The 25,166-nt window shown below is 36.7% G+C and carries 23 protein-coding genes; 1 reads left to right on the top strand and 22 read right to left on the bottom strand.

The annotated features are described in order from the left end of the window. Positions 1 to 64 precede the first annotated feature (64 nt). The 19 genes from acsn021_RS08580 to acsn021_RS08490 all read right to left on the bottom strand — a co-directional run bounded on the left by acsn021_RS08580 (position 65) and on the right by acsn021_RS08490 (position 20,331). Complete coding sequence (locus acsn021_RS08580; RefSeq protein WP_184091406.1) at positions 65 to 841, bottom strand: bifunctional 3-deoxy-7-phosphoheptulonate synthase/chorismate mutase; 777 nt, start codon at positions 839 to 841, stop codon at positions 65 to 67. 555 nt (positions 842 to 1,396) lie between these two features. Further along, a complete protein-coding gene (locus acsn021_RS08575) occupies positions 1,397 to 2,650 on the bottom strand; it encodes a cysteine peptidase family C39 domain-containing protein (protein WP_184091408.1) in 1,254 nt (417 codons plus the stop codon). Positions 2,651 to 2,702: 52 nt separating this feature from the next. After that, entirely contained in the window at positions 2,703 to 3,926 is a 1,224-nt protein-coding gene (gene metK, locus acsn021_RS08570; protein WP_184091410.1) for a methionine adenosyltransferase, read from the bottom strand. Positions 3,927 to 4,260: 334 nt separating this feature from the next. Then, positions 4,261 to 5,298: a hypothetical protein gene (locus tag acsn021_RS08565; protein WP_184091412.1), complete on the bottom strand. Its 1,038-nt coding sequence runs from the start codon at positions 5,296 to 5,298 to the stop codon at positions 4,261 to 4,263. Between the two features lie 123 nt (positions 5,299 to 5,421). Next, complete coding sequence (locus acsn021_RS08560; protein WP_184091414.1) at positions 5,422 to 5,916, bottom strand: pyridoxamine 5'-phosphate oxidase family protein; 495 nt, start codon at positions 5,914 to 5,916, stop codon at positions 5,422 to 5,424. Positions 5,917 to 6,428: 512 nt separating this feature from the next. Next, positions 6,429 to 8,513 (bottom strand): methyl-accepting chemotaxis protein, encoded by a 2,085-nt coding sequence (locus acsn021_RS08555; protein WP_330601734.1) that lies wholly within the window; start codon positions 8,511 to 8,513, stop codon positions 6,429 to 6,431. A gap of 666 nt (positions 8,514 to 9,179) precedes the next feature. After that, on the bottom strand, positions 9,180 to 9,461 hold the full coding sequence (locus acsn021_RS22870; RefSeq protein ID WP_243167795.1) for a hypothetical protein: 282 nt from the start codon (positions 9,459 to 9,461) through the stop codon (positions 9,180 to 9,182). Positions 9,462 to 9,592: 131 nt separating this feature from the next. Then, positions 9,593 to 10,471: a group II intron reverse transcriptase/maturase gene (gene ltrA, locus acsn021_RS08550; RefSeq protein WP_243167796.1), complete on the bottom strand. Its 879-nt coding sequence runs from the start codon at positions 10,469 to 10,471 to the stop codon at positions 9,593 to 9,595. 561 nt (positions 10,472 to 11,032) lie between these two features. Then, entirely contained in the window at positions 11,033 to 11,629 is a 597-nt protein-coding gene (locus acsn021_RS08540) for a GNAT family N-acetyltransferase (protein ID WP_184091416.1), read from the bottom strand. Between the two features lie 223 nt (positions 11,630 to 11,852). Next, positions 11,853 to 13,649 carry a recombinase family protein gene (locus acsn021_RS08535; protein ID WP_184091418.1) on the bottom strand — a complete coding sequence of 599 codons (1,797 nt, stop codon included), beginning with the start codon at positions 13,647 to 13,649 and terminating at the stop codon, positions 11,853 to 11,855. A gap of 63 nt (positions 13,650 to 13,712) precedes the next feature. Next, positions 13,713 to 13,859, bottom strand: coding sequence for an SHOCT domain-containing protein (locus tag acsn021_RS08530; RefSeq protein ID WP_101355277.1), 147 nt, complete (start codon positions 13,857 to 13,859; stop codon positions 13,713 to 13,715). A 437-nt stretch (positions 13,860 to 14,296) separates the two neighbouring features. Beyond that, on the bottom strand, positions 14,297 to 14,527 hold the full coding sequence (locus acsn021_RS08525) for a helix-turn-helix domain-containing protein (protein WP_184091420.1): 231 nt from the start codon (positions 14,525 to 14,527) through the stop codon (positions 14,297 to 14,299). Next, positions 14,524 to 14,946: an RNA polymerase sigma factor gene (locus acsn021_RS08520; RefSeq protein WP_184091422.1), complete on the bottom strand. Its 423-nt coding sequence runs from the start codon at positions 14,944 to 14,946 to the stop codon at positions 14,524 to 14,526. The genes acsn021_RS08525 and acsn021_RS08520 overlap by 4 nt, the downstream gene beginning before the upstream one ends. Before the next feature lie 512 nt (positions 14,947 to 15,458). Then, the gene (locus tag acsn021_RS08515) at positions 15,459 to 16,703 is read right to left on the bottom strand and encodes an ABC transporter permease (protein WP_184091424.1); all 1,245 of its coding nucleotides are present in this window, start codon (positions 16,701 to 16,703) and stop codon (positions 15,459 to 15,461) included. Between the two features lie 3 nt (positions 16,704 to 16,706). After that, entirely contained in the window at positions 16,707 to 17,594 is an 888-nt protein-coding gene (locus acsn021_RS08510) for an ABC transporter ATP-binding protein (RefSeq protein ID WP_184091426.1), read from the bottom strand. A gap of 135 nt (positions 17,595 to 17,729) precedes the next feature. Continuing rightward, on the bottom strand, positions 17,730 to 18,803 hold the full coding sequence (locus acsn021_RS08505; RefSeq protein ID WP_408626149.1) for a sensor histidine kinase: 1,074 nt from the start codon (positions 18,801 to 18,803) through the stop codon (positions 17,730 to 17,732). Between the two features lie 13 nt (positions 18,804 to 18,816). Then, on the bottom strand, positions 18,817 to 19,332 hold the full coding sequence (locus acsn021_RS08500) for a VanZ family protein (protein ID WP_184091428.1): 516 nt from the start codon (positions 19,330 to 19,332) through the stop codon (positions 18,817 to 18,819). Positions 19,333 to 19,365: 33 nt separating this feature from the next. After that, complete coding sequence (vanR, locus tag acsn021_RS08495; protein ID WP_184091430.1) at positions 19,366 to 20,055, bottom strand: VanR-ABDEGLN family response regulator transcription factor; 690 nt, start codon at positions 20,053 to 20,055, stop codon at positions 19,366 to 19,368. Positions 20,056 to 20,142: 87 nt separating this feature from the next. Beyond that, entirely contained in the window at positions 20,143 to 20,331 is a 189-nt protein-coding gene (locus tag acsn021_RS08490) for a helix-turn-helix domain-containing protein (protein WP_184091432.1), read from the bottom strand. 174 nt (positions 20,332 to 20,505) lie between these two features. Here acsn021_RS08490 and acsn021_RS08485 point away from each other — a divergent pair, with 174 nt between their 5' ends. Next, positions 20,506 to 20,859: a helix-turn-helix transcriptional regulator gene (locus tag acsn021_RS08485; protein WP_184091434.1), complete on the top strand. Its 354-nt coding sequence runs from the start codon at positions 20,506 to 20,508 to the stop codon at positions 20,857 to 20,859. An 86-nt stretch (positions 20,860 to 20,945) separates the two neighbouring features. Here the strand turns inward: acsn021_RS08485 and acsn021_RS08480 are convergent, their stop codons facing one another. From acsn021_RS08480 to acsn021_RS08470, 3 genes are read right to left on the bottom strand one after another with little or no spacing between them, the layout of a single operon-like run. Continuing rightward, complete coding sequence (locus acsn021_RS08480; protein WP_184091436.1) at positions 20,946 to 21,851, bottom strand: conjugal transfer protein; 906 nt, start codon at positions 21,849 to 21,851, stop codon at positions 20,946 to 20,948. A 16-nt stretch (positions 21,852 to 21,867) separates the two neighbouring features. After that, positions 21,868 to 22,866 carry a bifunctional lytic transglycosylase/C40 family peptidase gene (locus tag acsn021_RS08475; RefSeq protein ID WP_184091438.1) on the bottom strand — a complete coding sequence of 333 codons (999 nt, stop codon included), beginning with the start codon at positions 22,864 to 22,866 and terminating at the stop codon, positions 21,868 to 21,870. Further along, positions 22,863 to 25,109: a CD3337/EF1877 family mobilome membrane protein gene (locus acsn021_RS08470; protein WP_330601737.1), complete on the bottom strand. Its 2,247-nt coding sequence runs from the start codon at positions 25,107 to 25,109 to the stop codon at positions 22,863 to 22,865. Before acsn021_RS08470 ends, acsn021_RS08475 begins: the two co-directional genes overlap by 4 nt. Positions 25,110 to 25,166: the final 57 nt, after the last annotated feature.

Genomic DNA, 25,166 nt, shown 5'->3' with positions numbered 1-25,166 from the left:
AATTATTTTCCTCCTTGTAAATAATTGTTTATTCATTTTTCTTAATCATAGAATCGACTTTGTGTCACAGATATCCGTCAGCATCATTAGCTGAACTAAATAACTCATTATAGAATTTTTCAAATTCCTTTAAACTCAACTGTTGTTTTGAATCAGATAAAGCCTTTTCTGGATTATTATGTACCTCAACCATAATTCCATCCGCACCGGCTGCAAGTACAGCCTTAGCGACAGGCAGATAAATATCTTTTCTTCCTAATGAATGGCTGATATCTGCAATAATTGGGAATTTTGTTTCACTTTTAATAATTGCTATACAAGATAAATCTAATACATTACGAGTACTTTGATCAAAAGAACGTATACCCCTTTCGCATAATATTATATTTTTATTTCCACCCTGTAATATATAATTTGCAGCACTTATAAATTCATCAATCTTGGCACACATACCTCTTTTTAGAATAACTGGAATGTTGGTTTTTCCCAATTCCTTTAAAAGCTCGTAATTGTACATATTTCTTGTACCCACTTGAAAAACATCGATGTTTTCGTACATGATATCAATATATTTTGCATCTACGATTTCTGAAACTATTTTTACATTGTACTTCTTTCGAATTTGATTGAGAATTTTTAAACCTTCTATACCCAATCCCTGAAAATCTTCAGGAGATGTCCGTGGTTTAAATGCACCTGCTCTGATTGCTCTAATTCCTTTTCTAACCAAAGTATCTGTAATTTTTTCCATCATATCAAAGTTTTCTACTGCACAAGGACCAGCTATCATGATTGGGGAATTAATACCCAATATTTCACGAATCATTTGCTTATTATTCATATAATACTTATCTCTCAACACTATTATTAACCTGACAAGCGAATACAACTGCATTTTGTACCCTATTTAAACCAAGGCAGAAGTAATCAATCTTTACACCCTTTCTTTTTTTATAAAATGGCAAGGCTTTGCCATTACGATACCGGCCGGCTCGCAGATTCTTCTTTATTTGATTATTTTCTTACTAGTTTTATACCGCCGAAACAGGTTTTAAACATGCATTCATTTTACCCTGCACCTATATATATAAAAACACGCTATTGTTCTTTTTCATTGGTTTCATAATTATAAACTACAAGCGTTTATTCTCGTATGAAGCTAAACAAACCGAATCATACCGTCCTTTTTGCATATTCAGTTCACTCTTTTAAGACCATTAGTAATAGCATCACACATTTAACTTACTAAGTAAGTACCAATTCAATCACTTATATAAAAATACCGCAACCAGTATACTAACTGTAATTGCGGTATCTCTTTTTTACATTCGCCTAGAAGTCTTTTGGACCAAGTAAAAATTCCATTTTATTGTTCATTTGTTTTATCTGCTGTCCTTCAAACATCGGTTTTTTCGCTTCCACATACCTTGCTATTATTGAAATTATAAATATAATGATATATTTCTTTTAAAATCACCTTTTCTTTCATATAACAGCTATTTGATACTTCTTTGATTTCATTCATGATATCCGAAAAATATTTTCTAAAGTTTGCATAAGGATAATCTTTTAATCTCAATGTAAGTTTTATATACTTATTACATAAAGAAGCAAATACATCTACAATCTCTGAATATCTAGTAACACATAGAATATATTCCTCTGATACTTTAAATTGTTCAACAAGATAATAAAGGCGTTCTAGCAGTCCTTTTTTATATTCCATAAAACAATGAAACATTTTATATCTATCCGAAATGAAATATAATGCATGTTTTAAATCCTCATCATCAATCAAATATATTCTTTGTGTTAAATCCTTCAGATAATTATCTAATACAAGATATACATTAATTCCATAGTACATCTTTTTCTCACTGTCATCCAGTAATAAATTAATATAATATGTGTCTTTCTCATCATGTGTACCATCAATATAATGGTTCAATTTATCTGAAAAGATCTTAATATCAAATGGATATTCTTCCACCGGTTTAACTGGTTTAGCAAACATCATTACCCTATCATATAGCCAACTAAGTTCATTGTTGAAACCATCTTTTGAAGCTAATCCCAGATAAAAACTTTCAAAGGTTATAGTAAATTTAGTAAATATCTTATCATAAAATCCAACTAAGTAAAATAACTCATCCTCTAAATCATATCCATAAATCAAAAACTCATGTCTAGAATGAAATGATTGAAATGCATCTCTTCCTTTGATATAATACTCATCTAATAAAACGATAATATTGAAATCATCCGATATCTTTCTATATATTAAATCATTAATATTATTAATACTATTTATCGTATTTAAATCAATATAAGAATAATTTAAGATTCTATTATCTATAAAATCAGTTTTCGCATAACACAAATTATCATAAATATAAATATCATAATTCATTCCATAACGATCATGTTTCGCTTCAAACCCACAAATTTTCATGTAGTTTTCATAAATCCATGGTATTAATTTCTCTTCTCTAAGTGCAACACATAAAGGATATGCAATCTGTAAGATAGTATTGTATTTTTTCTGTGCTTTTATATCTATTATCTTTTTCGTTGGATAAATCGGTATAGAGATATCTTCCTTTAGCATTAAATAATCACTATTCCTTTCGTTTTTGATATTTGATTTCATCTGAACTTATGTAAGCTATTTTATGGCTTTTTATCATAATGTTATTTAGTATTTAGCTAATATGAAAGTATTCTTTTATGTCATTAACTCTATTCATCTGCTCCCAACCTGTCTCAATATCATTTCTTCCAAGGTGACCATACGCAGCAAGTTTTTTATAAATTGGCTTCCTCATATTAAATTGATTAATTAATGACGCCGGTCTTAAATCAAATAGGTCATATATCATTTTCACAATTTTATCATCAGCAATAGAGGATGTTCCGAAAGTATTTACATGTATTGAAACAGGGTAAGCATGACCTATTGCATACGCAATCTGCACCTCGAACTTTTCTGCAATATTGGCGGCGACAATATTTTTTGCAACATAACGCGCAGCATATGCACCAGTCCTATCTACCTTTGTAGGATCTTTTCCTGAGAATGCTCCACCTCCATGTCTGCCAACACCTCCATATGTATCAACAATAATCTTACGACCTGTTAGCCCTGTATCCGCACAAGGTCCTCCTTTTACAAATCTTCCAGTAGGATTTATATATATTTTCGTATTTTCATCAATCAAGTTCTTTGGTATTACTTCCCCTATGACAAAATTGTTTATATCTGCATGTATTTTTTCTTGCAAAATCTCTGATAGGTGTTGAACAGATACCACGATTGTATCTATTCTAACTGGCTTATTACCATCGTATTCGAATGTTACCATTGACTTGCCATCCGGACCTAAATAATCCAATATTCCCATACTTCGAACAATATTAAGTCTTTCACTAATTTTGTGCGCATAATAAATAGGTGCCGGCATTAGGGTTTCCGTCTCATTACAGGCATATCCAAACATAATTCCTTGATCTCCTGCACCTATTATATCATATTCATCCGATTCTAAGCAATTGTCACACAAACTACATTTTGTTTCCTTCTGCCTATGCTCAAAAGAATTATTTACTCCTAAGCTTATATCTTCTGACTGCTTGTCTATAGCTGATATAATGGCACATGTTTCTGCGTTAAACCCAAACTTTTCACCTATATATCCGATATCTTTAATTGTTTCACGTACTACTTTTGAAATATTCACTGTGGCAGTTGATGTTATCTCTCCCATAACTAATACTATGCCTGTTGTTGCTGATACTTCACAAGCTACTCTAGAGTATGGATCTTGCTCAATATACGCATCTAATACAGCATCTGATATCATATCACACATTTTGTCAGGGTGACCTGACGTTACTGATTCTGATGTAAATAAATAATTGTTTTTCATATTAACTCACTTTCCTTTGCATGATTATTTTAATATAAAAGGTCTGCTAAACTGGTTAGTGACACCCGTCCACTTACCAGTTGTATGTACTTTTGTACTAATTTACTTAATTATTACATTAACTTAATACTGGCAAAAGGTGCTATTATTCCAAATAAACTATACCTTCTGCTAATCGTCTTTTGGCATTTATTTTATAATCTAACATTATTATAAAGTAAAAATAACAGACCATTATAAACCACTTACTTTTCGAAAGTTTATGATAGTCTGTTATTTAAATCTTTAAATTAAATATTTTTAGGTTTCTATTTTGCTTAACAGCAGCAAAATTTTATGTATATAATTTAGCCAAGCACTCAATTTCCTCTTCTTTTAATTCATGTAATATTTGTATCATTTTATCAATCGCTTTTATATTTTTATTGAACATATATTTAAAACTTAATCCCTTTAATATACTAGCTTTATCTATAACATTATCAAATTCTAATCCAAGTAATTTATCAAATAATAATAATCTCTCTTTCATAAAAAATTTATGCTCATATAATAAACAAAAAATTCTAGGATCAATTATTTCGCGCTTTAACATTCCAGTAATATCTTCGTAAACATTTATTCCCCAACTTCCTTGTATAAAACCTGTAAAATAATTCGTATCATAAGAAGTATTTTCACCATGGATGTATTGTCTTATACTATTCTTTATAATATCTAAATTCAACTCATATTCTGTGTAACTTTTATCCTCAAGTTTATACTTTAATAATTGAATACAAAATTCTTTTCCTTTTAAGCTTTGAGAAACCTTCTCGTTTTTATATAATTCTGATGTTGAACTATGAGAAAATGCATAGGATAGGTCTTTAAACGATACGTCTAGTATGGACATATCATTATTCTCTTTTGAAAAATTTAATACCTTAAAAATACTATTTGATTTATCGTATCCAAATATAAATTGAGAATGTAAAAAATCTTTTCTTTGATAAAGACGTGTATTAGGTAGAATACCCTCATTTACATAGACTACTACATAATTCATTTTATTAATCCAATTAATTATATTATCAATAAGATTAATTGGATTAATGTCCATAACTGTTTGGTCAATACAAGTACATGATATACTCGCCTGGTCAAAATACATAAATGGTTGAATAGGAAATGTTTCAACTTTATCATTGTCAATATATTTATAAATTTGAATAAAATTGTACATAATCCAGTTATAATTTTTTGAATTTGCAGTTGCAATATTAGATAGTATTGATATTGGTAAATAAGCTTTTATAGGTGGCGGAAAACATACAGGTAAGACCTTTTCGCCAAGTTTTGGGTTATACAAATTTATATAATGCTCACACATAAATCATTCCTCCAATAATAAATGATTGAGTAAATCGGATATCTTTTATCTAGCTCTTTACATAAAAATTTTACATTAATTAAATTTATATAAAACCTACTATAATTCTTATTTAATGACCCTTTAGGATTTAATCTCCCCTTCTTCAATCTCCACTTTATTCACAAAGTCCATATTGTAACAAACAGCACCGTGATCTTTAATCACTGTGGCTCTTGTAATACGGATTGCCAGAATAATGCAGTTTTCATCCTTTTCATTATTAGCGTCATCGTACCAATTAGAAAATGCTTCACGAAGTTTAGACCTTAACTCTGCATTTTTCGGGTCTAAAACCCAACCAAGATTTTCACCAATTCCGTTTCCGGAAAACCACTCAAAGCAAACTGCAAATGCAACTTCATGGTTTTTAGCTATCTGCTGCATTTTCGTTGATTTTGCCCAAGTAGTAACATAAAACACACCATCTTCATAATAAGCATCCACATCGCGGATATAAGGACGGGGGTTACCATCAGCATTTTGTTCCATTGCAATTGTTGAGAGTGAGATCACATTATCTTTACCATTGCCACATCTTTCTTCAATTAATTTTAAGCCTTCTTCATATCTACTCATTTATATCCTCCTCATAATATTATAATCTCCGCATCACAAACCTTTACGTTGTAAGGATAATGACCTTATCAATTCGTCCTTATCATCCATTATATTCCAGTAGTCTAGAACTTTCAATAATTTATTTAAATTTTCTACAGCAAATGTAGTCATAAAATGCGTGCGCTTTTAAACAAGCTATTCCGAAAAAGTTATTTGAACATGCTACATCCGTTTTAAGAAATCAGGTACTAAACCGGTTGTTTTTCAAAGGTTTTCCCTGCTGTCTTATTTTTATTTTTGTTACTTAAGAAGTAACCTATCATTTTTCATAACTTTTATACTTAGGATTTTTTTCAATTGCAAAAACAAAGGAATCAAGATTTACCTTCCTGATTCCTTTGTTTTTCATTATGAGATTATATGTTTTCATCTAAACTGACGCATACGATTGAAACTGACAAACTATTTGCAAAAGTTAGTAATTAAAAATTACTCTTTGGAAAAAACTTTGGTCGTACTTTCCACTCTTTTTATATCTTAAATTTCTCAATTAACTCTCTTAATTCCTCTGCAATTGTAGCCAAACTTTCTCCAGAATTTGCAATCTCATCAATTGTGGCAGCCTGTTCTTCCATCGCAGCAGAAGCTTCCTGCGTACCTGCTGCATTCTCCTCAGAAATTGCAGCTAAATTCTGAGTTAGTTCTATAACTTTGGTTTTATTACTTATCATCATCTTTGAAGAATCATTAAGTTTATCTATTTTACTTTTTATTATGTCTATTGCCTCCGCGATACCTTTAAATTTTTCTTCAGTTGCTTCTACGCTCATCGTTTGTTCCGTTCCAATCTGCTTAGACTGTTGCATCAAATCAACCGCATTTTGGGATTTTTCTTTTAATTCATTGATTACTGTTTTTATGTCTTTTGTAAATTCATTTGATTGGTCAGCTAACTTACGAATTTCTTCTGCAACGACTGCAAAGCCTTTACCAACTTCACCGGCTCTTGCGGCTTCTATAGCGGCATTTAAAGATAAAAGATTCGTCTGATCGGCTATACCTTGAATCATGGAACTTGCGTTATCAATTTTTTCTGCACTCTCATTGTTGCTCAAAACAATCTGATAGACATCATTTGCAGCATCATTATTTTTCTTTGTTTTATTAATCAGATTGTTAATAATAGAGAAACCTTCTTCTTTCTGCTTTTCAATCTGAACTGTAGCAGCATTCAATTCCTCAAGATACTGAAAATCCTGTTCCAATAATTTTCCCATTTCTTCTACATTGACAGCAGTCATTTCCGTGTCTTTTGCTTGGTCACCAGCTCCCTTTGCGATTTCCTCAATTGTTGTAGCTATTTCTTCTGACGCAGTTGCCGCTTGAAAGGATGTAGCCGTCAACTCTTCGGATGAAGCTGCTACCTGCTCTGCGGCTTCGGATGTGCTAAATATAAAATTAGCCACATTATCTCTCATAACCTTTAGTGCTCTTACCATATTACCTATTTCGTCTTTTCCATTTATATATTTTCCCACATCCGTTTTACTATCCGTTGAAAAATCCAAATCTGCAAAATCTTGCACTTTCTTAGTAACTGCTAGTATCGGTTTCGTTATACTTCCTGCAACATAGCCTAAAATAACAAAAGCTATTATTACTATAGCTATAGAAGATACTGCAACACTGCTTGCAATTTCTCTAGCTCCCGACTCTAATTCCGCTTTAGACATAAACGAAGCCAAAATCCAATCAGTCCCATTAACCTTATACGGATTCACTATATACTTAACCTTATTAGCAGTAATTATAAAAGGCACTAATTCATTACCCAGAAGTCTATCTAATCCCTCTATATTTATCTCGTTTATATTTTTAAAATTATTGTTCTCATTATTACCATCTGCCATGATTAGACCATTACTATGTACAATCATTGTATAACCTGTTTCACCGGTTTTCATGCCTTTTAGCATATTACTGATTTCGGATTGCTGAACATCGATTCCAATTGCCCCTAAGACATTACCGTTCTTATCAGTAATCGTACGTGCATTACTTGTCAGTAACTGTGATTTGTACTCATATGGTTCTGTCCTGATTATACCTCCATTTTCACTCATTGCTTGATTATACCAAGGCCTTTTGGTCGGATCAAATCCTGCCATAGTAGTCTCTTCTGGCCATTGTATATATCCGCCATCCTTAGTTCCTAAGTACACGTAACTGGTACCTTCGTGACTAACCGCATATTGCTCAAAAACTTTATAAATTTCCTGTTCTATCCCTTTATTGGCGGAAGGGTGCATTGGTGTTTCTTCGGTAGTATCCCTGTATGTAGTGATACTACTGTCCGCTTTCATAATTAATGGATTCGTAGCCAGCATATCAATATTCCTATCTATCTGTTGATAAAAAATATGAATGGCTTGAGATACAATCTTCATTTGCTCGGTGGAATTGCTATAATAATCACTATAGGATTTTGTATTAAAAATATAAATCATGATACTGCTCAAAGAAAACATAGTTATCAAAAGTACAATCATAGTAGAAATTAATATCTTTCCTTTTATTCCAGTAAATCTTTTTCCCATAGAATTAATTCCTTTCATTCGTTGATTTCCCATAGACATTATTCGTTATTGTTTGTAAATCTTATTTTATATTCCTTGTTCAATTATACTTTCTTCTTAATCACATCAACCTCCTATATTTACTTTTTATATGTACACAACTGATCTCCCTTAAAAAAGCTCGTCTCATAAATCTAAAATGATACAAATATTATAACTGATTTTTCAACAATATTCTACATTGCCTAAAGATTATTTACCTGGTATTTTTTTCATAATATATATCCGAGTCTATTTGTCAACAGATCCAATATTTCACATTCTCGTCTCTTGATACTTCCCATGAGTTTCTGCCCTCCTGGCAGTTTACAAATACCCCTTACAACTGTCGCAGTTAATCCGAGATTTTCCAAATAAGCATCTTAAAAATACTGCATGGTCCCATATTTTAAACCCGATTCAATGAGGAGACGTTCTGCTGCTATTTTGGATACGGCATAATAATCATAAACACTAGGTTTTAAGAATCACCAACTCTCCCCCAATGAATAGGCGGCATCCGATCCCCTGTTTCTGCTATGGTACCAACTTTTCCTTATTATAATATGCACAAATAGAGTAGAGAAATAATTGCTAAGAATTATCTCCCTCTCATTGAACCGTACGTACGGGTCTCGTATACGGCTCTACAACTTATATTCCAACTTATCTTAGATAGTAATTTAAAGGATTGAGCAAACCAGCTCCGTCCTTTATTTTATTTTCAAGCAAATCTGGACTTATGATAAAGTTCACAACATTCATTCCGCTTTGTCTGTACCAACCCAGCCTTGAATTTGCTACTTTGTAAATTGATTCATGGTCGTATCCATTCTTATTCTTCTCATTGAGATAGCATAGATTTCTATATATTGTCTTAGGTGTTTTCCATTGCTTTATAACAATCACTCTTATCTTGTGCCTAAGCCATGCTCCAAACTCTTGCATGAACGTTTTCATCATTCCAATTCTAAAGTAATTAATCTATCCCCTGACTACTTCATTCACTCGCTTAATGGTTACTGCAAGTGGACGTGCCATAGCTTTGTTTCTTTTGAGGTATTCACTCAATTTCTGCTTTAGCTTTTTTTCTTTTCTGTGGTAGGTTTTACTTTCCATTCACCACCGTGATTCAGAAAAGTGAATCCAAGATATTTACTTCTTGTTGGTCTGACTACTTTTGTTTTGGTTGCATTTACTTTTAGAAAAAGTTTTCTTTCTATCCAATCTGTGATGGATTTCATCACTCTATTGGCTGCCATCTCACTTTTGGTGAACACCATTGTATCGTCAGCATACCTTGTAAATCGAAGCCCTCTTTGCTCCAGTTCCTTATCTAATTTATAAAGATATACATTAGATAGTACAACTGAAAGGGGACCTCCCTGTGGCACACCGCTTGTTGTAGCTTTCTCTAGTCCTTTTTCCATTGCTCCCGCTTTCAGGTATTTCCGAATCAGGTTCAATGTAGTACTGTCATTTACTTGTTCTCTAAGAGTTTGAATTAATTTGTCATGATTTACTTTATCAAAGAACTGCTCTATATCAATGTCTATCACCCATTCATATCCCTCATTCAGATACTCCAGTGCTTGTTTTATGGCATCATGACAACTTCTTCCTGGTCTAAAGCCATAACTAAACTCACTGAATAGTTCTTCATAGATATCTATAATGGGCTGAGCAATCGCTTGTTGTATTACTCTATCTAAGACTGTTGGAATTCCTAGCGGTCTCATTTTTCCATTATCTTTCGGAATATAAACTCTGCGTACTGGCTTTGGCATATAGGTTCGGTTTCTGATTGACCGGACAATTTCATCTTTGTTTTCCTTGATGTATGCACCAAGTTCCTCGACTATCATTCCATCCACTCCTCCTGCCCCTTTGTTTGCCACTACTTTCTTATAGGCTCTGTTTAGATTTTCTTTTGATATGATCACATCTATTAATTCCATTCGTTGTTACTCCTCTGATTATTACAAAATTTATGCTTAACACCCCTCTCGATATAGACAGTATTCCTCGGTTACGTTCCTACTTTTCCCATCCATCTGATTTCTGGTTTATGCACCATTCTCTTAATAACGATGTGTACTATAAATCGTTTCAGTCCTTCAGCTGTTACGCCTACTATGACATCATCTGACTCCCTCCCTAAACCTTTTTCGACCACATCTTTCGATGTGTGGGTAGGGTCTCCCAAGGTAAGACACTAATCTTTCATTCCACAACCTCTTGATTTACAATTTTGGTTATACGTTTACCTTTTGGGCTTCGGTTTGTTAGGCAACCTTACCCACCTCATCGCCTTATCAAGTTTCTGTTCGTAGGCGGGGGAACTTTGCTATGCGCTTCCTTCATCTATGCCATTACTGACACCAACTTGCGCTCCGCTACACTTGGCGGTAAATACCCGTGGTCAGACTTTCACTGACTAGATTAGTGCCATGCTTGGCACACCTACAAAAAACACGCCCAAAAATGGACGTGTCTTTAAGATTATATATTGAAAATCATTACTTCTTTGGGAATAGCTTATCATATTCAGTTGCTTTTATGGCATTAACCTCATATAAAGGGGATTCATAATACTTTCCAGTAATTCCTTCTAAATCACCATATATCAATTCCATTGCCATAAAGGATGGGTAATTTTCTCCCCAACTTGTTGTAATTCCAAATTCTTTTGCCTCTTTAAATCCAAACCTCGGATAATAAGTCGCATGACCAAAGAATATTACAGAACCGTATCCTAATTTTGTAGCTATCTTGAGCGAATGTCTCATTAAAGCACTACCTATTCCTTGTTTCTTCAACTCTGGTAAAACACTCAATGGTCCAAAATTGAGCACATTATGGTGAGTTCCATCTGGTAATTCAACAAAAGCCATACTATACATTACATTTCCCACTAAGCGTCCATTAATTTCTGCCACAAAATCAAGTTCTGGTATAAATTCCTTTGATGTGCGTAATGTATGTGCTAGATAATGTTCATCACAACCAACTCCTATTTTGGGAATTCGGTCTTCTCTCCAAAATGCTTCTCTTGTAAGTAATTCCACTTCTCTGTAATCTTTTTCTTCTTCTAGTCTTATAGTAATATCATTCAAATTAATCTCCTCCTAAAATCAGAAGGTCACCTTAATGTTTCCCTCCTGCTTGTCAATAATAATGAGAACTTAATACTTTTCATATTTAACAACCCACCTTTCGATAAATATTAATTAAATGAAGCAGACTAGTCTGCACATACATATTATCATAAATACGTAAAAACAGAAAGGGATTGCCATAAAATGGTAATACCTTTACATTTAAATTTTCATTTCATTTTCAACATGATATGCCTTTTTCTTTTCGTTGGACAACAGAACTACCGTCTCCACATGTGTCGGAACTACTATGGGAAGACAAAGATTGAACCTCGTTCTTATCATCGGAACACAATTCAGCAGTTCTATGTTTGCCCCTTGCATTTTTTCTTTGCGGCTTAAATCGGCTACCATCTACGTTATTTTTTAATCCTGTTTTATATACAAACGTAAGTTGCGCTGGGTCTTTATTACCATCTTCATCATAACCCCCTACGATAACTTTTTCAACGATACTTTCAAAAACATAGCGGTCAAATTCAGATAAGACTTCGTTTTGTTGCAGCGTCTTTTTAAAATCCCTTAAACGGCGTTTTATATCTTTTTCATTCGCAGCCGTTTCCTGCAACTTCTCTCTATCTTTTAATAATTGTTCTTGCTTCTCTGTAAAAGAAAAATATTTTGCTTCATAGGAAGCCTTATCAAGAGTATCTTCTAACCGCATATCTACCAGTTTGCTTTTCTTTCTTTCAATGGATTCAATTTCTTTATCCAATTTAGAAAGTTGCTTATTTACAGTGCTGCTGCTTAATGTATCGTCCATTCTTTGTAAAAATTCATCTAATATGTCTTTGTTATCATCACATAACAGACGATAACTTTCAAGAAAGGCTTCCTCTATGGCTTGTTCAGGAATTCCTTTGCTGTCAGGACAAAATTTCTTTCCCTTTTTCGTGGTGGCTACACATTGCCAGATAACCTTGCTATACTCGGAACTGCTGTGCCAGTTACGCCTAGACAATGTGCTGTCACAAAATCCACATTCCAGCATACAACTAAAAGCATATTTCCGACTATATTTTTCTCGTTTTCCATCGCCGATATTTCCTCTGTTTTTATTTCGTCGATTCAAAATTTCCTGTGCTTTTTCGAAGACTTCCTCACTGATAATTGGCTCATGATGTTCACGGATATAAAATTGGTCTTCTTCTCCCATATTATCTAATCGTCGTTTGGAAATTGGGTCAACCGTAAAGGTCTTCCCCAGCAGTAAGTCACCTTTATATTTCTCGTTTTTTATGATGCCAAGAATAGTAGAGGGTGCCCATGTAGAACTACCGTATTTCGTTACGTATCCAAGATTCTCTAATTCCTGTCCTACTACGGAACCACCAGCCCCTTCGATATAGCGATTGAATATGTAGCGAACAATTTCAGCTTCTTTTTCATTTACTGTAATGGTCTTATCCTCTTTATTATAGTCATACCCCAAACAACCTTGAAAGCCTACTAACTCACCACGCTTCATCTTCATTTTCAATCCCTTTTTCACATTTGCAGAGATATTTTCTACTTCCTGCTGTGCTACGGAGCTAAGTACTACTAAAAGCAGTTCTCCGTCCATTGTTAGGGTATTGATTTTTTCATCTTCAAAATAAACAGCAATATCCTTTTCTTTCAGCATACGGACATATTTTAAGGTGTCCAGCGTATTTCTGGCGAATCTGGAAATAGATTTTGTAATGACCATATCAATATCGCCATTCATACAATCATTTATCATTCGCTGAAATTCTTCACGCTTTGTAACCTGCGTTCCAGTAATCGCTTCATCAGCATATATATTAACAAAAATCCATTCCTTATTTTTCTTAATCAAATCCGTATAGTATGCTTTCTGTGATTTATAGCTGTTCAACTGGTCTTCACTGTCTGTACTAACTCTGCAATATGCCGCCACACGCTGCCGTTCAAGAAATTTTCCCCGTGTCTGCTTTGATGAAACATTTTTTGCTTTTATTACTTCAACTTCCTGCATATAACGCACCTCCTTTTCGTGTTCCTTTTATAGTATATATATTAGTACTAAAAACCACAAAAATCAAGCTGTTATATCAGAAACTACTTTATAATCTCTCATTAGACGCTTCTTTACGGTTTCATATTCCTTTTCGGAAATCATGTTTCGAGCGAGTAATTGTTTTAACATGGCAATCTGCATACTGTATCTAATTAAATTTCTATCCATAATCACCCCTCCCATTCATTGATAATTTATAAGCACCTTGAACAGCTCTGGCAAAGCTCACGGGAATCCCACCCCTGCATGGTTCTCATGCAGCCGTACCCATGCCTGCGACGGTTTTTTCACGCTCGGACTATGGCTGTACGGGAGTATCATTATCACGATAGGGAAGTTATGGCGGCAACCTTGCCAAAGGTCACTTACGGAACACTGACATAAATCGCTCATTTTATTTATCCCTCCTTTTGGGTCATGGCGTGTCAGCCCGTCGGCTCTTTCTCTATCGAAATGTATTCAATCGCTTTATTCAATTTTCAAGGAGCAGTGGCTTGTCAGCCTGTCAAAACACACTGTATGACAGTATGCTTTGATAGATAGACAAACTTCCCTGTTCGGGAAGCGTGGAACATATCAGCACGCTTCCACGAAAGGGAAAAATACTATTTAATTTCAAAAGATAAAATCTTGGTAATCAGTCTGGTTTCTATCCTGTGACGTAAATTTTCATCTACGACCATTTGCTGGTTCCCATATTCATCTTTCATAGGACGCAGAGAGCGTTTGGCGATATATCCGCTGTAATGCTTCACAATCTGGTTAATGGTTTCTATATCACCGTCCGTCGCTGCCACAATGTCAGAAAAGGGAATCATAGGGTATGTAGTTTTCATTCCTCCTGCTCCTCCATGAATTTTTTAATAAAGGCTAGTCCACTTGTTCTGTGACGATAAACCGTAGAACGGTTCAGCTTTAGTAACTCTGAAATTTCTGTGTCATTCATATCCATAAAGTAGTACAGTAGGATAATCTCACGCTTCTTGTCCGGCAAATCACGCAATGCTTCACTTAGCAAGTCGCTTTCCACACCAACTGTAAATCCATTGCATGTGAATATCTGAAAATCTGTTGAATAACTATCTACAACTGAAAATTGATTCACAAGGTAATCACCCATATCAGAAAATGATATTTCTCGTTTGGATTGTCTGGACAGGCTTTTCATGTAATCCTTGCGTTCATCGTCCATTGCACGCTTGCAAATGTAATCAAACTGATTCTCAATCGTAGTTTGAAAAGAAGATGGCTTCATAGTATCTCACCCCCTTTCTTGCCATGAAAGGGAGTGGGTTACACTCTTTTGTCCCCTTTCGCACTAAGTCCCGACACGAAAGGGCTGCCAGTTGCAATTTCAGCAGAAAAACATTTAAGAAAAACGCAAAAAAGCCCGGCTGCATAGCACAGTCGGGCACAAGGGAATTATTAGCAATTATATAATGATGTGTGTGTTCATATTGATGGCCGGAACATTCCGTTGGAGGATAATGACTTTTTTTAATGAGTAATAAAAATCAGGTGGAGAATGATAATAAAAAGTGGACATAGCGATACCTCCTTGATACCGCCATGTCCTAAAAAAGGGTAACTCTAATATACCCTCCATAATTCCATCTTTTAAAAGGGAAAACGGCGGTATTGAATAAAGTAGTTCAAAACCGTCGTTTAACTAAAACTATATACTTTATTTAATATTTCTATTGCCAAACGACGTTTTGCGTTACTGTTGGACTGTTTTGTAAAGTGTACATTTTGTCAATAGTTTAGTTACGCAACTTGATGTTTGCAGTAATCCCGTACAGCAAGGAACAGAAATACAGGAATTTCAATTATTGCTGCCGCCATTATTACATAAGGCGACCACACGCTTATCTTACCAATATGTAGGTAAGCAAAGCCTGTTAGTTGATAAAGCAAGCTGTTTTGCATACCGATTCCTCCTGACGGCAAGATGAAAGTAAGCCAATTAGCTCCGGCTGAATAGGTAAATATAGGGAGCAGACACATTACAATAGCAATTAGGATAACAGAAATGGAATCCTTGAATTTGGCTGATAGAAATAGTGTGAAGCTGATTGTTGCCAATAAAGAAAGAAGTCCTCCGATTGCCAAGGCAATTTGAAGCTGTCCTAAATTAAAGGCAGGCAGGCTGATAACGGAAAATAACATCTGCATTGATGTTTTCATGCACTCTGTTCCAAACGCAAGATTTGAAATGAGCAAATGCAGTGAAATACAAATGATAAACGCTGCGGTAAAAATGGTCAGTGCAGCCATTATCTTTACAATCGCCAATCGTGAGCGTCCATGCTTTGTACAGCGCAAAATACTATCCGAACCCGTTTGATATTCATTGGAAAATGTAGGTGTAGCGGCGGCAGTACATAGAATGACAAGGAGAAAAATAAAAAGCACAATATAATCAAAAGCGTCTCTTGAATAGCCGGGATAAAACTGAAAGGGCATTTTTACCTCCGCATACTTTTGCAAGGATTGTTCCTGTGCAGAAGGGTGCCCTTTTTGCTCCATCTGCATAATGTCTTTCATGTGCTGAACTGTTTGTTCATAAAAACCGTCTAATTTATCTGGAGAAATCTCCATCAAACTTGTTCCCTGACCAGTTTTAGGGTCAGAAAATGTTTCGGGCAGTCTACCCAAAAGCGCTTCTACCGGAAATACTTTTTTTATATAAATCTCTGTCGGAAACTCTCCGCTGTAAATACTGTCTTCTCCATATGGCTGAACAGCACTTTGATAGATGGTTAAAGCTTCTTTGAGCTTTTCGGGGGTAACTTCTCCGTCATTCGCAGAGCGTAGCGACTTTTTATAAGCAATCGCGTCCAGTCCATTTAATTCCGCTACTTTGTTACCATTTTGGTCATATTGATTGATGTCCTCGTACATAACGGGCAGCCAAGCCATTACTGCGGACATTAAGAGTGCGATAAGCAATAAAATGATGGAACGACGTGATTTAAGCACACGCTTTACTTCAAGCAAATAAATACGCATAGATTATTTTCCCTCCTCACTGGTTTCCTCTTGCGGGAACAACCATAAATATAAATCCTCCAAGCGAGGAGGGGCCATTACAGAATCACTTGTTTTCGCTTCCTCTGCCAGATAGCGGATAGATACCTGATTATCCCCCTCACTGCGTTGATTGATAATCCGCAGCTGCATTTCATACATGGGCATTTTGTCGGCAGGAACCATGCAAGTCCAAACTTTTCCCACAACTTGTTTTACCAATTCATCGGTTGTTCCTACATCAAGAATTTTCCCGGCTTTCATAATGGCATTTTGGGTAGAGATATACTCAATGTCTGATACGATATGTGTTGAAATGAGTACAATCCGGCCATGTGAAAATTCCGAAATGAAATTCCGAAAGCGCACCCGCTCCCCCGGGTCAAGACCAGCAGTAGGTTCATCCATAATCAGGATTTTAGGGTCATTCAGCATTGCCTGTGCAATCCCTACCCTCCGTTTCATTCCCCCGGACAGCTTGACGATTTTTTTGCTTTTCACATTGGAAAGGGTGAGGGTATCAAGCAAGCTATCAATCTTTTTTTTGGTTTCCCTTGCCGGAACATCTTTCAGTGCAGCCACATACTCCAAATAATCTTTCACTGTAAAATCCTGAAAAAAACCAAAGTCCTGTGGTAAAAAACCAAATAGATTTCTGTATGCTTCTCCCATCGTATGAATGTCCTTACCGTCATAAAGAATTTTTCCACTAGTTGGATTTAGAATGTCCGCAATCATACGCATAAGCGTTGTCTTACCGGCTCCGTTTGCTCCAAGCAATCCCCATACGCCTGGGGTAAGGCTTAAGGAAACATCATCAACTGCGGTTTTATCCTTAAACTGTTTCTTAAGGTTTGTAATTGTCAGTTCCATGTCACTTCTCCTTTTTTTAAAATTACAACGACAAACGTCCTTGTTCAGTTTTATTGTACTGAACAAGGACGTTTCAAACTTTAATATGAACCGGATAAATTCCTAAGAAAATCCTAATATCCGATTGATGTTTTCCTAAGACAAAGCTGGCAGGGATACAATAAATGTAATCGTATCATTTTCACTTTGAGCGGAAATTTCGCCACCGTGTAGACGAATAATTTCATCTGCGATGGACAACCCAAGTCCTGCTCCGCCAGTATCTGATTTGCGAGCGTCGTCCAAACGGTTAAATTTATCAAAAATAGAGGATAGCTGATCGGACGGGATAGTTTGACCGTGGTTTTCAAATGTAACAGTAATTGTATCTTTATCTGCTTTTGCAGAAATCATAATTTCGGTATTGGGGTAACTATATGCAGCAGCATTTTTGAGAATGTTATTAAACACTCTAGCTAGTTTTTCAGAATCGGCATAGACTGTCAGATTTTCATCTGCGTGAAGTATGGCGGAATTTCCCTTAGCAGATAAGACAGGATAAAATTCATCAATGAGCTGCACAAGCATATAGTATAAGTCAACATTTGATTTTGTCAGTTTAATTTGTTGCGTATTGTATCTTGTGATTTCAAAAAATTCGTTAATCAGTTTTTCTAGCCGCATAGACTTTTTCAAAGCAATGCTAATATATTTTGCTTTCTGTTCTACGGGCATATCAGGAGCTTCATCAAGTAAGCTTAAATAGCCAATTACAGAGGTAAGGGGCGTACGAATATCGTGTGCAAGATACATGACCAGTTCGTTCTTTTTGTTTTCTGCTTCTTTTACGGCTTGCTGGCTAATCAGGACAGCCATCTTAATTTGGTTCATCTGTTTTTCCATATCTTTGAGCGGTTCCGATAATTCAATAGTGCTGTCGTTTGGCTGATATACGGTTTTGGTAGCATTAATAACCTCCTGCAAATATCCCCAAGGCTTTTTCCAGTAATGATGAAAGATACAGCAAAAGCCCACGACTAAATACAAAAAATAGATGACCTCGATTCTAAGATAAAGCCACGGAAAAAAAGTAATTGAAAACTGACTAAATCCATAGTCAAATATGATTGCCAAGATATATCCAATCAAGGTATAGAGAATTAAGGTAATGTAGAGCTTAATCCTCAATTTCTTTTCTATATCGTTTTTCTTCAAAGTTATCACCTCTATCTTTGCAGTATTTTTAATTGAATAGCAGCAATACAGCCATCAGCCCCAAGAATAACACAGTAACGATTCCTGCAACAACTGAAATTACAGTATCTATTTTATGCTTATCTTTTACCACTTTTAGCAACAGAGCATATAAGGACATACCAATGACACCGCCTAAACTATTGGTGATTAAATCTGTAATATCCGTACCACCGATTGAAAGAACAAACTGCATGGTTTCCAAGACAAGGCTTGTACAAAAAATAAGAAGAAATTTATTTCGCAGCTTCATTCTGGAAACCAGCATGGACAACAGGATTCCAAATGGAATGAAAATCAGGATATTATCCCCAACCTCTTTCATATGAAATTGTTCTCCGACAGCAGTAGAATAATGAAATGGTATTAAGTTGATACTTCTTGTATGGTCAATATCTCCTAAAGAAAATTGCAATTTAAAGAGTATAACCCATACCAATATGACCAAATAAATTATGAATAACATTGGAATAATGATTTTTAAGTGCTTTCTATTTTTCTCCATAGCATAGTTTTCCTTTCCAGATGGCTAGCAGTATTAAATTTTATATCCCACACCCCATATTGTTTTTATATATTTGGCTTCATCTGCGGTATCGCCTATTTTTTCACGCAAATGCCGGATATGAACGGTAATAGTGTTGTTACTTTTATTATAATATTCGTCCTGCCATATTTCATGGAACAGCTTCTCGGAGCTTACAACAACTCCTTTGTTCTCCAACAGAATACGAAGTATAGAAAATTCCGTTGGTGTTAATGAGATAGGCTTTTCATTTATCATGCATTCATATGTTTCGGTGTTAATTTCTAACCCTGCGTAGGTCAGAACTGTTTCTGTTTCCTCTTTCTTAGAATTGTATTTTTGATACCGGCGCAACTGCGCTTTTACTCTGGCAATCAATTCAAGTGGCCGAAACGGCTTTGTGACATAATCGTCAGCCCCTAAGGTTAAGCCCGTAATTTTGTCGGTTTCTTCATCTTTGGCGGTCAGCATAATGACTGGAAAAGTATATTTCTCTCGAATTTTACGGCAAAGGGCAAACCCGTTTACTTCGGGCATCATAATATCCAGAATAGCAAGGTCAAGATCTGTGGTTTCTATGCAGGCAAGTGCTTCACTTGCAGAATAAAACTTAAATACTGTATAATTTTCATTTTGCAAATATACTTCTATCAAATCCGCTATATCGTGTTCATCGTCTACAACAAGAATTTTATCACTCATGGCGGGTTCCTCCTTTCAGATATATCTAAGGTATTTTATTATATCAAATCAGCATTTTCTATTTATAATTTTTAGCATGAGAAATTATTAAGAATTTCCTAACATAGAATCATTTTTATACCTTTTATCTTTAGGTTTTTCCGCATTTTTTGGTATCAGCCACAGTCGACTAAATCGAGTAACACCAGGTATTCTACTTTCCTCACAAAGTTTTTGTACTCGCCGTTCTGAAATGCCCCATTTTTTCGCGGCTTCGGGTGCTGAAATATATTCCATAAGTTAACTATCCTTTCGTTTGCAAGTAATATCAATATATAGTATATACGGATAGCCGAACAATATCAACGTGTAGATAGAAAAAATATGATTTATAATTATCAATCAAATGATATGTGTAATCATATCTAAGAAAGCAAGGTGAACAGTAAAATGTAATAGGGTGAAATAATTATGAAGCGAGAAGTTGAAAAATACGATTTTAAGGCTTTCGGTCAAGCCATAAAAGCAGCAAGAAAATCAAAGGGAATATCAAGGAATCAATTAGCAGACCAAATGCACATTGCTCCTCGGTATATTGCGTCGATTGAAAACAGTGGACAGCACCCAAGCCTGCAAATTTTTTATGAACTCGTCACTCTTTTAGATGTATCGGTAGACCAATTCTTTTTTCCAAACAAGGAAACAGACAAATCCACGCAGCGCAGACAGCTTGAAAGCCTGCTTGATGATATAAGCGATAAGGGATTGAGGATAGTTACCGCCACGGCAAAAGAGATAAAGGAAGTCGAAACAGAGGACGAATGAATGTCCCGAACACAATTGAATAAAGACAAGAAAATCCGGTAGCCTACAAATTCTTATAATAAAAGAGTAGGCTCCCGGACTTTTTCTTATTTTATAATTTTCCAATTTCCGTCTTTTTCTAGTACCAAATCAAATTGTGATATTTGCGTTGCCTTTGTTTGGTTGTCCAGATAATTGACCGACAGTGAAACTGTGACCTGATTGCCGCTTCGGTTATAAATGGGATTTATCAGCTCGGAAAATACATAATCTTTCCCAATTGGTTTTAACACACCGTCATTCACATAATAAGACAGCTCTTTTTCCGTAGCGGTGGGGTAGAGCTTAAAGAACGTGGTTAAAAACTCATTGATTTCATTGGTCGTTGCTGCGTCTACCGTTCCGTCACTTTCCTTTGCTTTTGGCTCATAGCCGGATTTTTCAGGTACGCTGCAAATGGTGGGATTCTTTGTGATAACCATATTTCCAGAGCTATCAACATAAACTACTACTTCATAAGCAGAGCGTACCGTCTTTTTATTTTCCCCCTCTGTAATCAACTGGTCTACTGTGTACGTTACTTTAAACTGGTTTTCTCCGTCCTGTGACACAGACCAAATCTGCACTGCTTTGACGGCAGAGGAAACCGGAATGTCCTTTCGGATAGTATCGGTATTGAGTGCCTGTAATTCTGCGGTCAGATAATGCTTGATAGCGTCATTCCGGTTATCAAGGGAAGCTGCCGTCTGTTCCCAAGAATAATAAACTTTGGCGAAATCTTCTACAAAGTTTTCTATCTTATGGGTATCCACCACTTTTTCTTCCACTACCTTTGTTTCATGAACCGTGTGTACGTCAATTGCGGTAAAATTCTTATAGACTGCAAAGCAGAAGCTAACTGCCAGAAGCACCCACAAGGCTATGACTGTTTTTTTGTGGGTATTTACTTTGTAAACACGGAGTTTTTTCTCTTTTACTTGCTCTGGCTGTCCTTGCTTTTTTCTCAAATTCATAGTAATATCGTCCTTTCTATCGTTTGATTCTTCCTGCACCAACTAAATGTTGCTGCCAATAAGAACTGGTTAAATCGGTATAGCCGATTGGGTCACCGGCATGGAACATACGGTTATTTCCTTGATATATCCCCACATGGGTAATGTAGGTACCTGCGTCATAGGTACCTTGAAAAAAGACCAAATCGCCAGCCTTTGCTTCGGATAAAGGGATATGCTGGGTCACGTCGTACTGCTCTTGTGCTGTTCGTGGAAGGGAAATTCCTGCTTTTCCATAACACCACTGAATCAGACCGCTGCAATCAAAGGAAGTAGTGGGGGAAGCACCGCCGTATACATACCTCCACCCCTGATATTTTAGAGCTTCCACCATAACTGCCTGTATCGTTTCATCATCAAATTGTGCCACGGTCAGATATTCCGACACCAACAATACATAGAACATATTTCCATAGTTGTACCGCCAGCCGCCATTTTTCTGGACAGCCACCGGATTGGAATAAGATACTTTCACGCCGTTTGACTGTTCTTTAGAAAAATTCTCTGCAAGGGGCAAGGTGTACTTCTTTCCACGCCTTGCCACATAATCAAGAAAGCCGCCGCCATAGTTATAGGACTGGATAACAGAATTTAAGTCACAGCCCTTTGCTTTTGCAGATTCCAGCAGGGAAGCAAAATATTTGCACCCCTGTTTGATGGATTCCTCTGTACTCAACGTGTTTGGCGGCAAGCCCATAGATTCCGAGGATTGCATTACGTCCTCTAATGTACCGCCAGATTCCACCTGTATAATTGCAAGCAGCACATTGATGTAATCCTCTATGCCGTATTCTCTGGCGTACTTTTCTAACATTGGCTTGTGTGCCAGCACTTCCGCTGATACATTTGCACCCCCGTATGACAGGTCATGTCCTCCGTCTTCTTCCTCCGAAAAAAGAACTACCACCAGCAAAAGAAGAGAAAAAATCAAGAGGAACACTCCGGAAAAAGCAATCAGGATATGCTTTCCTCTCATGGCTTTAGCTCCTCCTTTCTGCTGGTCGGAGGAATGGCAGAACCCTTTATTTTCGGTTCCCGTTTTACAGTAAACCTGCGGTTTTGGGTAGATTGCCGTAAACCCCGTTTTTCAATGGGCGCAGGAGAGCTGACAGACTGCCGTTCTACAGGAAAGGTACGTTCCCTCTGACTGGAAGAAACGGCTCTTTGTGTGGACTGCCTTTCAGAAGAAATTTGTTTCTCTTCCTGCCATTTTGGTCGTGCAGTCTGATAGTCGGGTACTTTGGCGAGCCTTTGTTGCTCCCCTTTAGCAGAAACCACAGGTCTTTGGGTGGTGGTTCTGGCAGGTTCCGGCTGTATGGTAGGTCTGCTCTCTTGTGTCGGACTGTCAACTATCGGACGGGATTGCCCGGTTTGAGCAGTAGCAGGTCTTTCATGAACTGAACCGCCAGCTTTTGGTGCTTTTTTACCTGAATCAAATGAATGAGAAGTTGTTTGCTGCCTTGCCCGTTCCATTTCTGACCTACGCTGTGATATGGTTTTTCTCCGCTTTTGGGCTTTTTCCTGCCGCTCCTCCTGTCTGGCTGCTCTGGTCTGTGACACGCCGGAGGTGAAATCCTGTATCCCCTCCGATACCTGCGTTCTTCCATTATAAATAGCATATCTGGCATTGACGGGCATATCTTTTGCCTGCTCTTTTAGTTGTCCTGCGGTATCTCGAATCCTGTCTTTGGTATCCATTACCTTTCCTGCCATCTCTCCGGCACGTTTCCCCAAGGAGGATTGCTCCGGTCTGACAGTAGCTTCCCTGTCTGGTCGGGTATGGTCTGCCTGCGTTGCTCTGGAAGCGGAAGCACCTGCACTCGTTCCGGTCTTTTTGCCTGTAATCTGACCTTTTTCCATTGCAGCCACGGAACGCCCCAGCTTATGCTGCAAGCGGTGCATATGGGCTTGCATAAGCATACGGGGTCTTCTCATTATCTGTCTGCCAACACTTTGGGAATCGCCGCTTTGCAGGGAGAACATACTCATTAAATCCCCCAGCTTAAAATAGATTCCGGCAAAGGTGACTATCTGCAAAAATGCCACCAAAAAGAACGGATACCCTGTAGACAGGGTATAGAGCATGGTGGAAATGCTAAACGCCGTAGTAATAATTAGTGTGATTCCTGCTCTTGTGAGAATCGTATTAAATAGCTTTGTAATGGCACGCTTCGACATTCCCTCAAAGGTAGGAATCATGCTTAACAGGAAACTAATAGGCAAGAACATGGCATAAATAATAAAAAGCACCTGTGAGAAAATTAAAATTCCTGTCAGTAAAAATACAAAAACCGAAATTCCGATATTAAACAGAAACAGGAAAAATACCATACCTAAGCGGTTGATGGTCTTTGTGATGGTAAGATTTGTATTGTCTTTCTCTTCAATTTCTTCTTTTACAAGTTCTTCTCTGTCTTTGCCATTGTTTGCGTCAGGACTGGTAGAGAGCAGGCTGTCAATCCGTTCTTCTCCGATTTCTTTACTGTCTGAATTGTCAAACTGTAATAAAAGCCACGGCTGTTTTGCCTGTATGGAAAACAGGCTGTCACGAATCAGGTCAACGCTGTCTTTACCCTTACTTTCTGAATCTGGCATGACAATTTTGGTTCCTAATGATAAGCTGGCGTTGCTGATGTCCGAGGAAAAGTCATTGATTTTTCCAATGTAGTCCGGTGCATAGGCGATAAATGCTGCTGACAGTATAAACACCACGACAAAATTCATCACCGCATGAATAGCTTTGGTGGTTTCCCGTTTGATAAGCCCCGTATAGGCAACGTAAATTCCCACGATTAAAATGAGAATCAGCAAAAATCCACTATAAAAGCCGTCAGGGGAAAGTCCGCTTGTGCTTACTCCGGCAATGGTCTGTATGTTCTTTCCAATGGAATCTGCTGTATCGGAGATAAAGTCCAGTGAATAGGCTTCCTGTACCAGATAGCCCGTTGCATTGGAAAGGTACAAGCTGATTGTCCAGATAAAATTGGTAATGGCGTAAAGCCCATACATGACCTGCTTTCCAATGCCGTCCAGCCAGTTCCACGGAAGCCAGTCCCAGCCGTTATCCACATAAAAATCAAGCTGGTAATTATCTAATGGGTATCGGCTGTACTCATTTCCGGCTTTCACCGTATCATCAACCAGTCCGGCGGCATATGCCACCGTTCCCAATGCGGATAAAAGAAAAAGGGCAATTCCCAGTATTAAAAATACGGTCATCACCACTTTTTCTGTGCGCTGCCAGCTCCATTTTCTTTTTTTACTGCTTGTTACAAG

This window comes from Anaerocolumna cellulosilytica (assembly GCF_014218335.1).
GTDB lineage: Bacteria > Bacillota > Clostridia > Lachnospirales > Lachnospiraceae > Anaerocolumna > Anaerocolumna cellulosilytica.
Note: the sequence above shows the minus strand (reverse complement) of the source record. Positions and strands in the feature narration are given on the sequence as shown.

Excerpts from the sequence above, each read along its gene's own strand:
- acsn021_RS08470 (WP_330601737.1), bottom strand. The coding sequence starts at position 25,109 with ATGACCGTATTTTTAATACTGGGAATTGCCCTTTTTCTTTTATCCGCA.
- acsn021_RS08485 (WP_184091434.1), top strand. The coding sequence starts at position 20,506 with ATGAAGCGAGAAGTTGAAAAATACGATTTTAAGGCTTTCGGTCAAGCC.
- acsn021_RS08580 (WP_184091406.1), bottom strand. The coding sequence starts at position 841 with ATGAATAATAAGCAAATGATTCGTGAAATATTGGGTATTAATTCCCCA.
- acsn021_RS08555 (WP_330601734.1), bottom strand. The coding sequence starts at position 8,513 with ATGAAAGGAATTAATTCTATGGGAAAAAGATTTACTGGAATAAAAGGA.
- ltrA (WP_243167796.1), bottom strand. The coding sequence starts at position 10,471 with ATGGAATTAATAGATGTGATCATATCAAAAGAAAATCTAAACAGAGCC.
- acsn021_RS08565 (WP_184091412.1), bottom strand. The coding sequence starts at position 5,298 with ATGTGTGAGCATTATATAAATTTGTATAACCCAAAACTTGGCGAAAAG.
- acsn021_RS08490 (WP_184091432.1), bottom strand. The coding sequence starts at position 20,331 with ATGGAATATATTTCAGCACCCGAAGCCGCGAAAAAATGGGGCATTTCA.
- acsn021_RS08575 (WP_184091408.1), bottom strand. The coding sequence starts at position 2,650 with ATGAAATCAAATATCAAAAACGAAAGGAATAGTGATTATTTAATGCTA.
- metK (WP_184091410.1), bottom strand. The coding sequence starts at position 3,926 with ATGAAAAACAATTATTTATTTACATCAGAATCAGTAACGTCAGGTCAC.
- acsn021_RS08520 (WP_184091422.1), bottom strand. The coding sequence starts at position 14,946 with ATGAAGCCATCTTCTTTTCAAACTACGATTGAGAATCAGTTTGATTAC.
- acsn021_RS08560 (WP_184091414.1), bottom strand. The coding sequence starts at position 5,916 with ATGAGTAGATATGAAGAAGGCTTAAAATTAATTGAAGAAAGATGTGGC.
- acsn021_RS08510 (WP_184091426.1), bottom strand. The coding sequence starts at position 17,594 with ATGGAACTGACAATTACAAACCTTAAGAAACAGTTTAAGGATAAAACC.
- acsn021_RS08475 (WP_184091438.1), bottom strand. The coding sequence starts at position 22,866 with ATGAGAGGAAAGCATATCCTGATTGCTTTTTCCGGAGTGTTCCTCTTG.
- acsn021_RS08480 (WP_184091436.1), bottom strand. The coding sequence starts at position 21,851 with ATGAATTTGAGAAAAAAGCAAGGACAGCCAGAGCAAGTAAAAGAGAAA.
- acsn021_RS08515 (WP_184091424.1), bottom strand. The coding sequence starts at position 16,703 with ATGCGTATTTATTTGCTTGAAGTAAAGCGTGTGCTTAAATCACGTCGT.
- acsn021_RS08530 (WP_101355277.1), bottom strand. The coding sequence starts at position 13,859 with ATGGATAGAAATTTAATTAGATACAGTATGCAGATTGCCATGTTAAAA.
- vanR (WP_184091430.1), bottom strand. The coding sequence starts at position 20,055 with ATGAGTGATAAAATTCTTGTTGTAGACGATGAACACGATATAGCGGAT.
- acsn021_RS08525 (WP_184091420.1), bottom strand. The coding sequence starts at position 14,527 with ATGAAAACTACATACCCTATGATTCCCTTTTCTGACATTGTGGCAGCG.
- acsn021_RS08500 (WP_184091428.1), bottom strand. The coding sequence starts at position 19,332 with ATGGAGAAAAATAGAAAGCACTTAAAAATCATTATTCCAATGTTATTC.
- acsn021_RS22870 (WP_243167795.1), bottom strand. The coding sequence starts at position 9,461 with ATGCAAGAGTTTGGAGCATGGCTTAGGCACAAGATAAGAGTGATTGTT.
- acsn021_RS08535 (WP_184091418.1), bottom strand. The coding sequence starts at position 13,649 with ATGCAGGAAGTTGAAGTAATAAAAGCAAAAAATGTTTCATCAAAGCAG.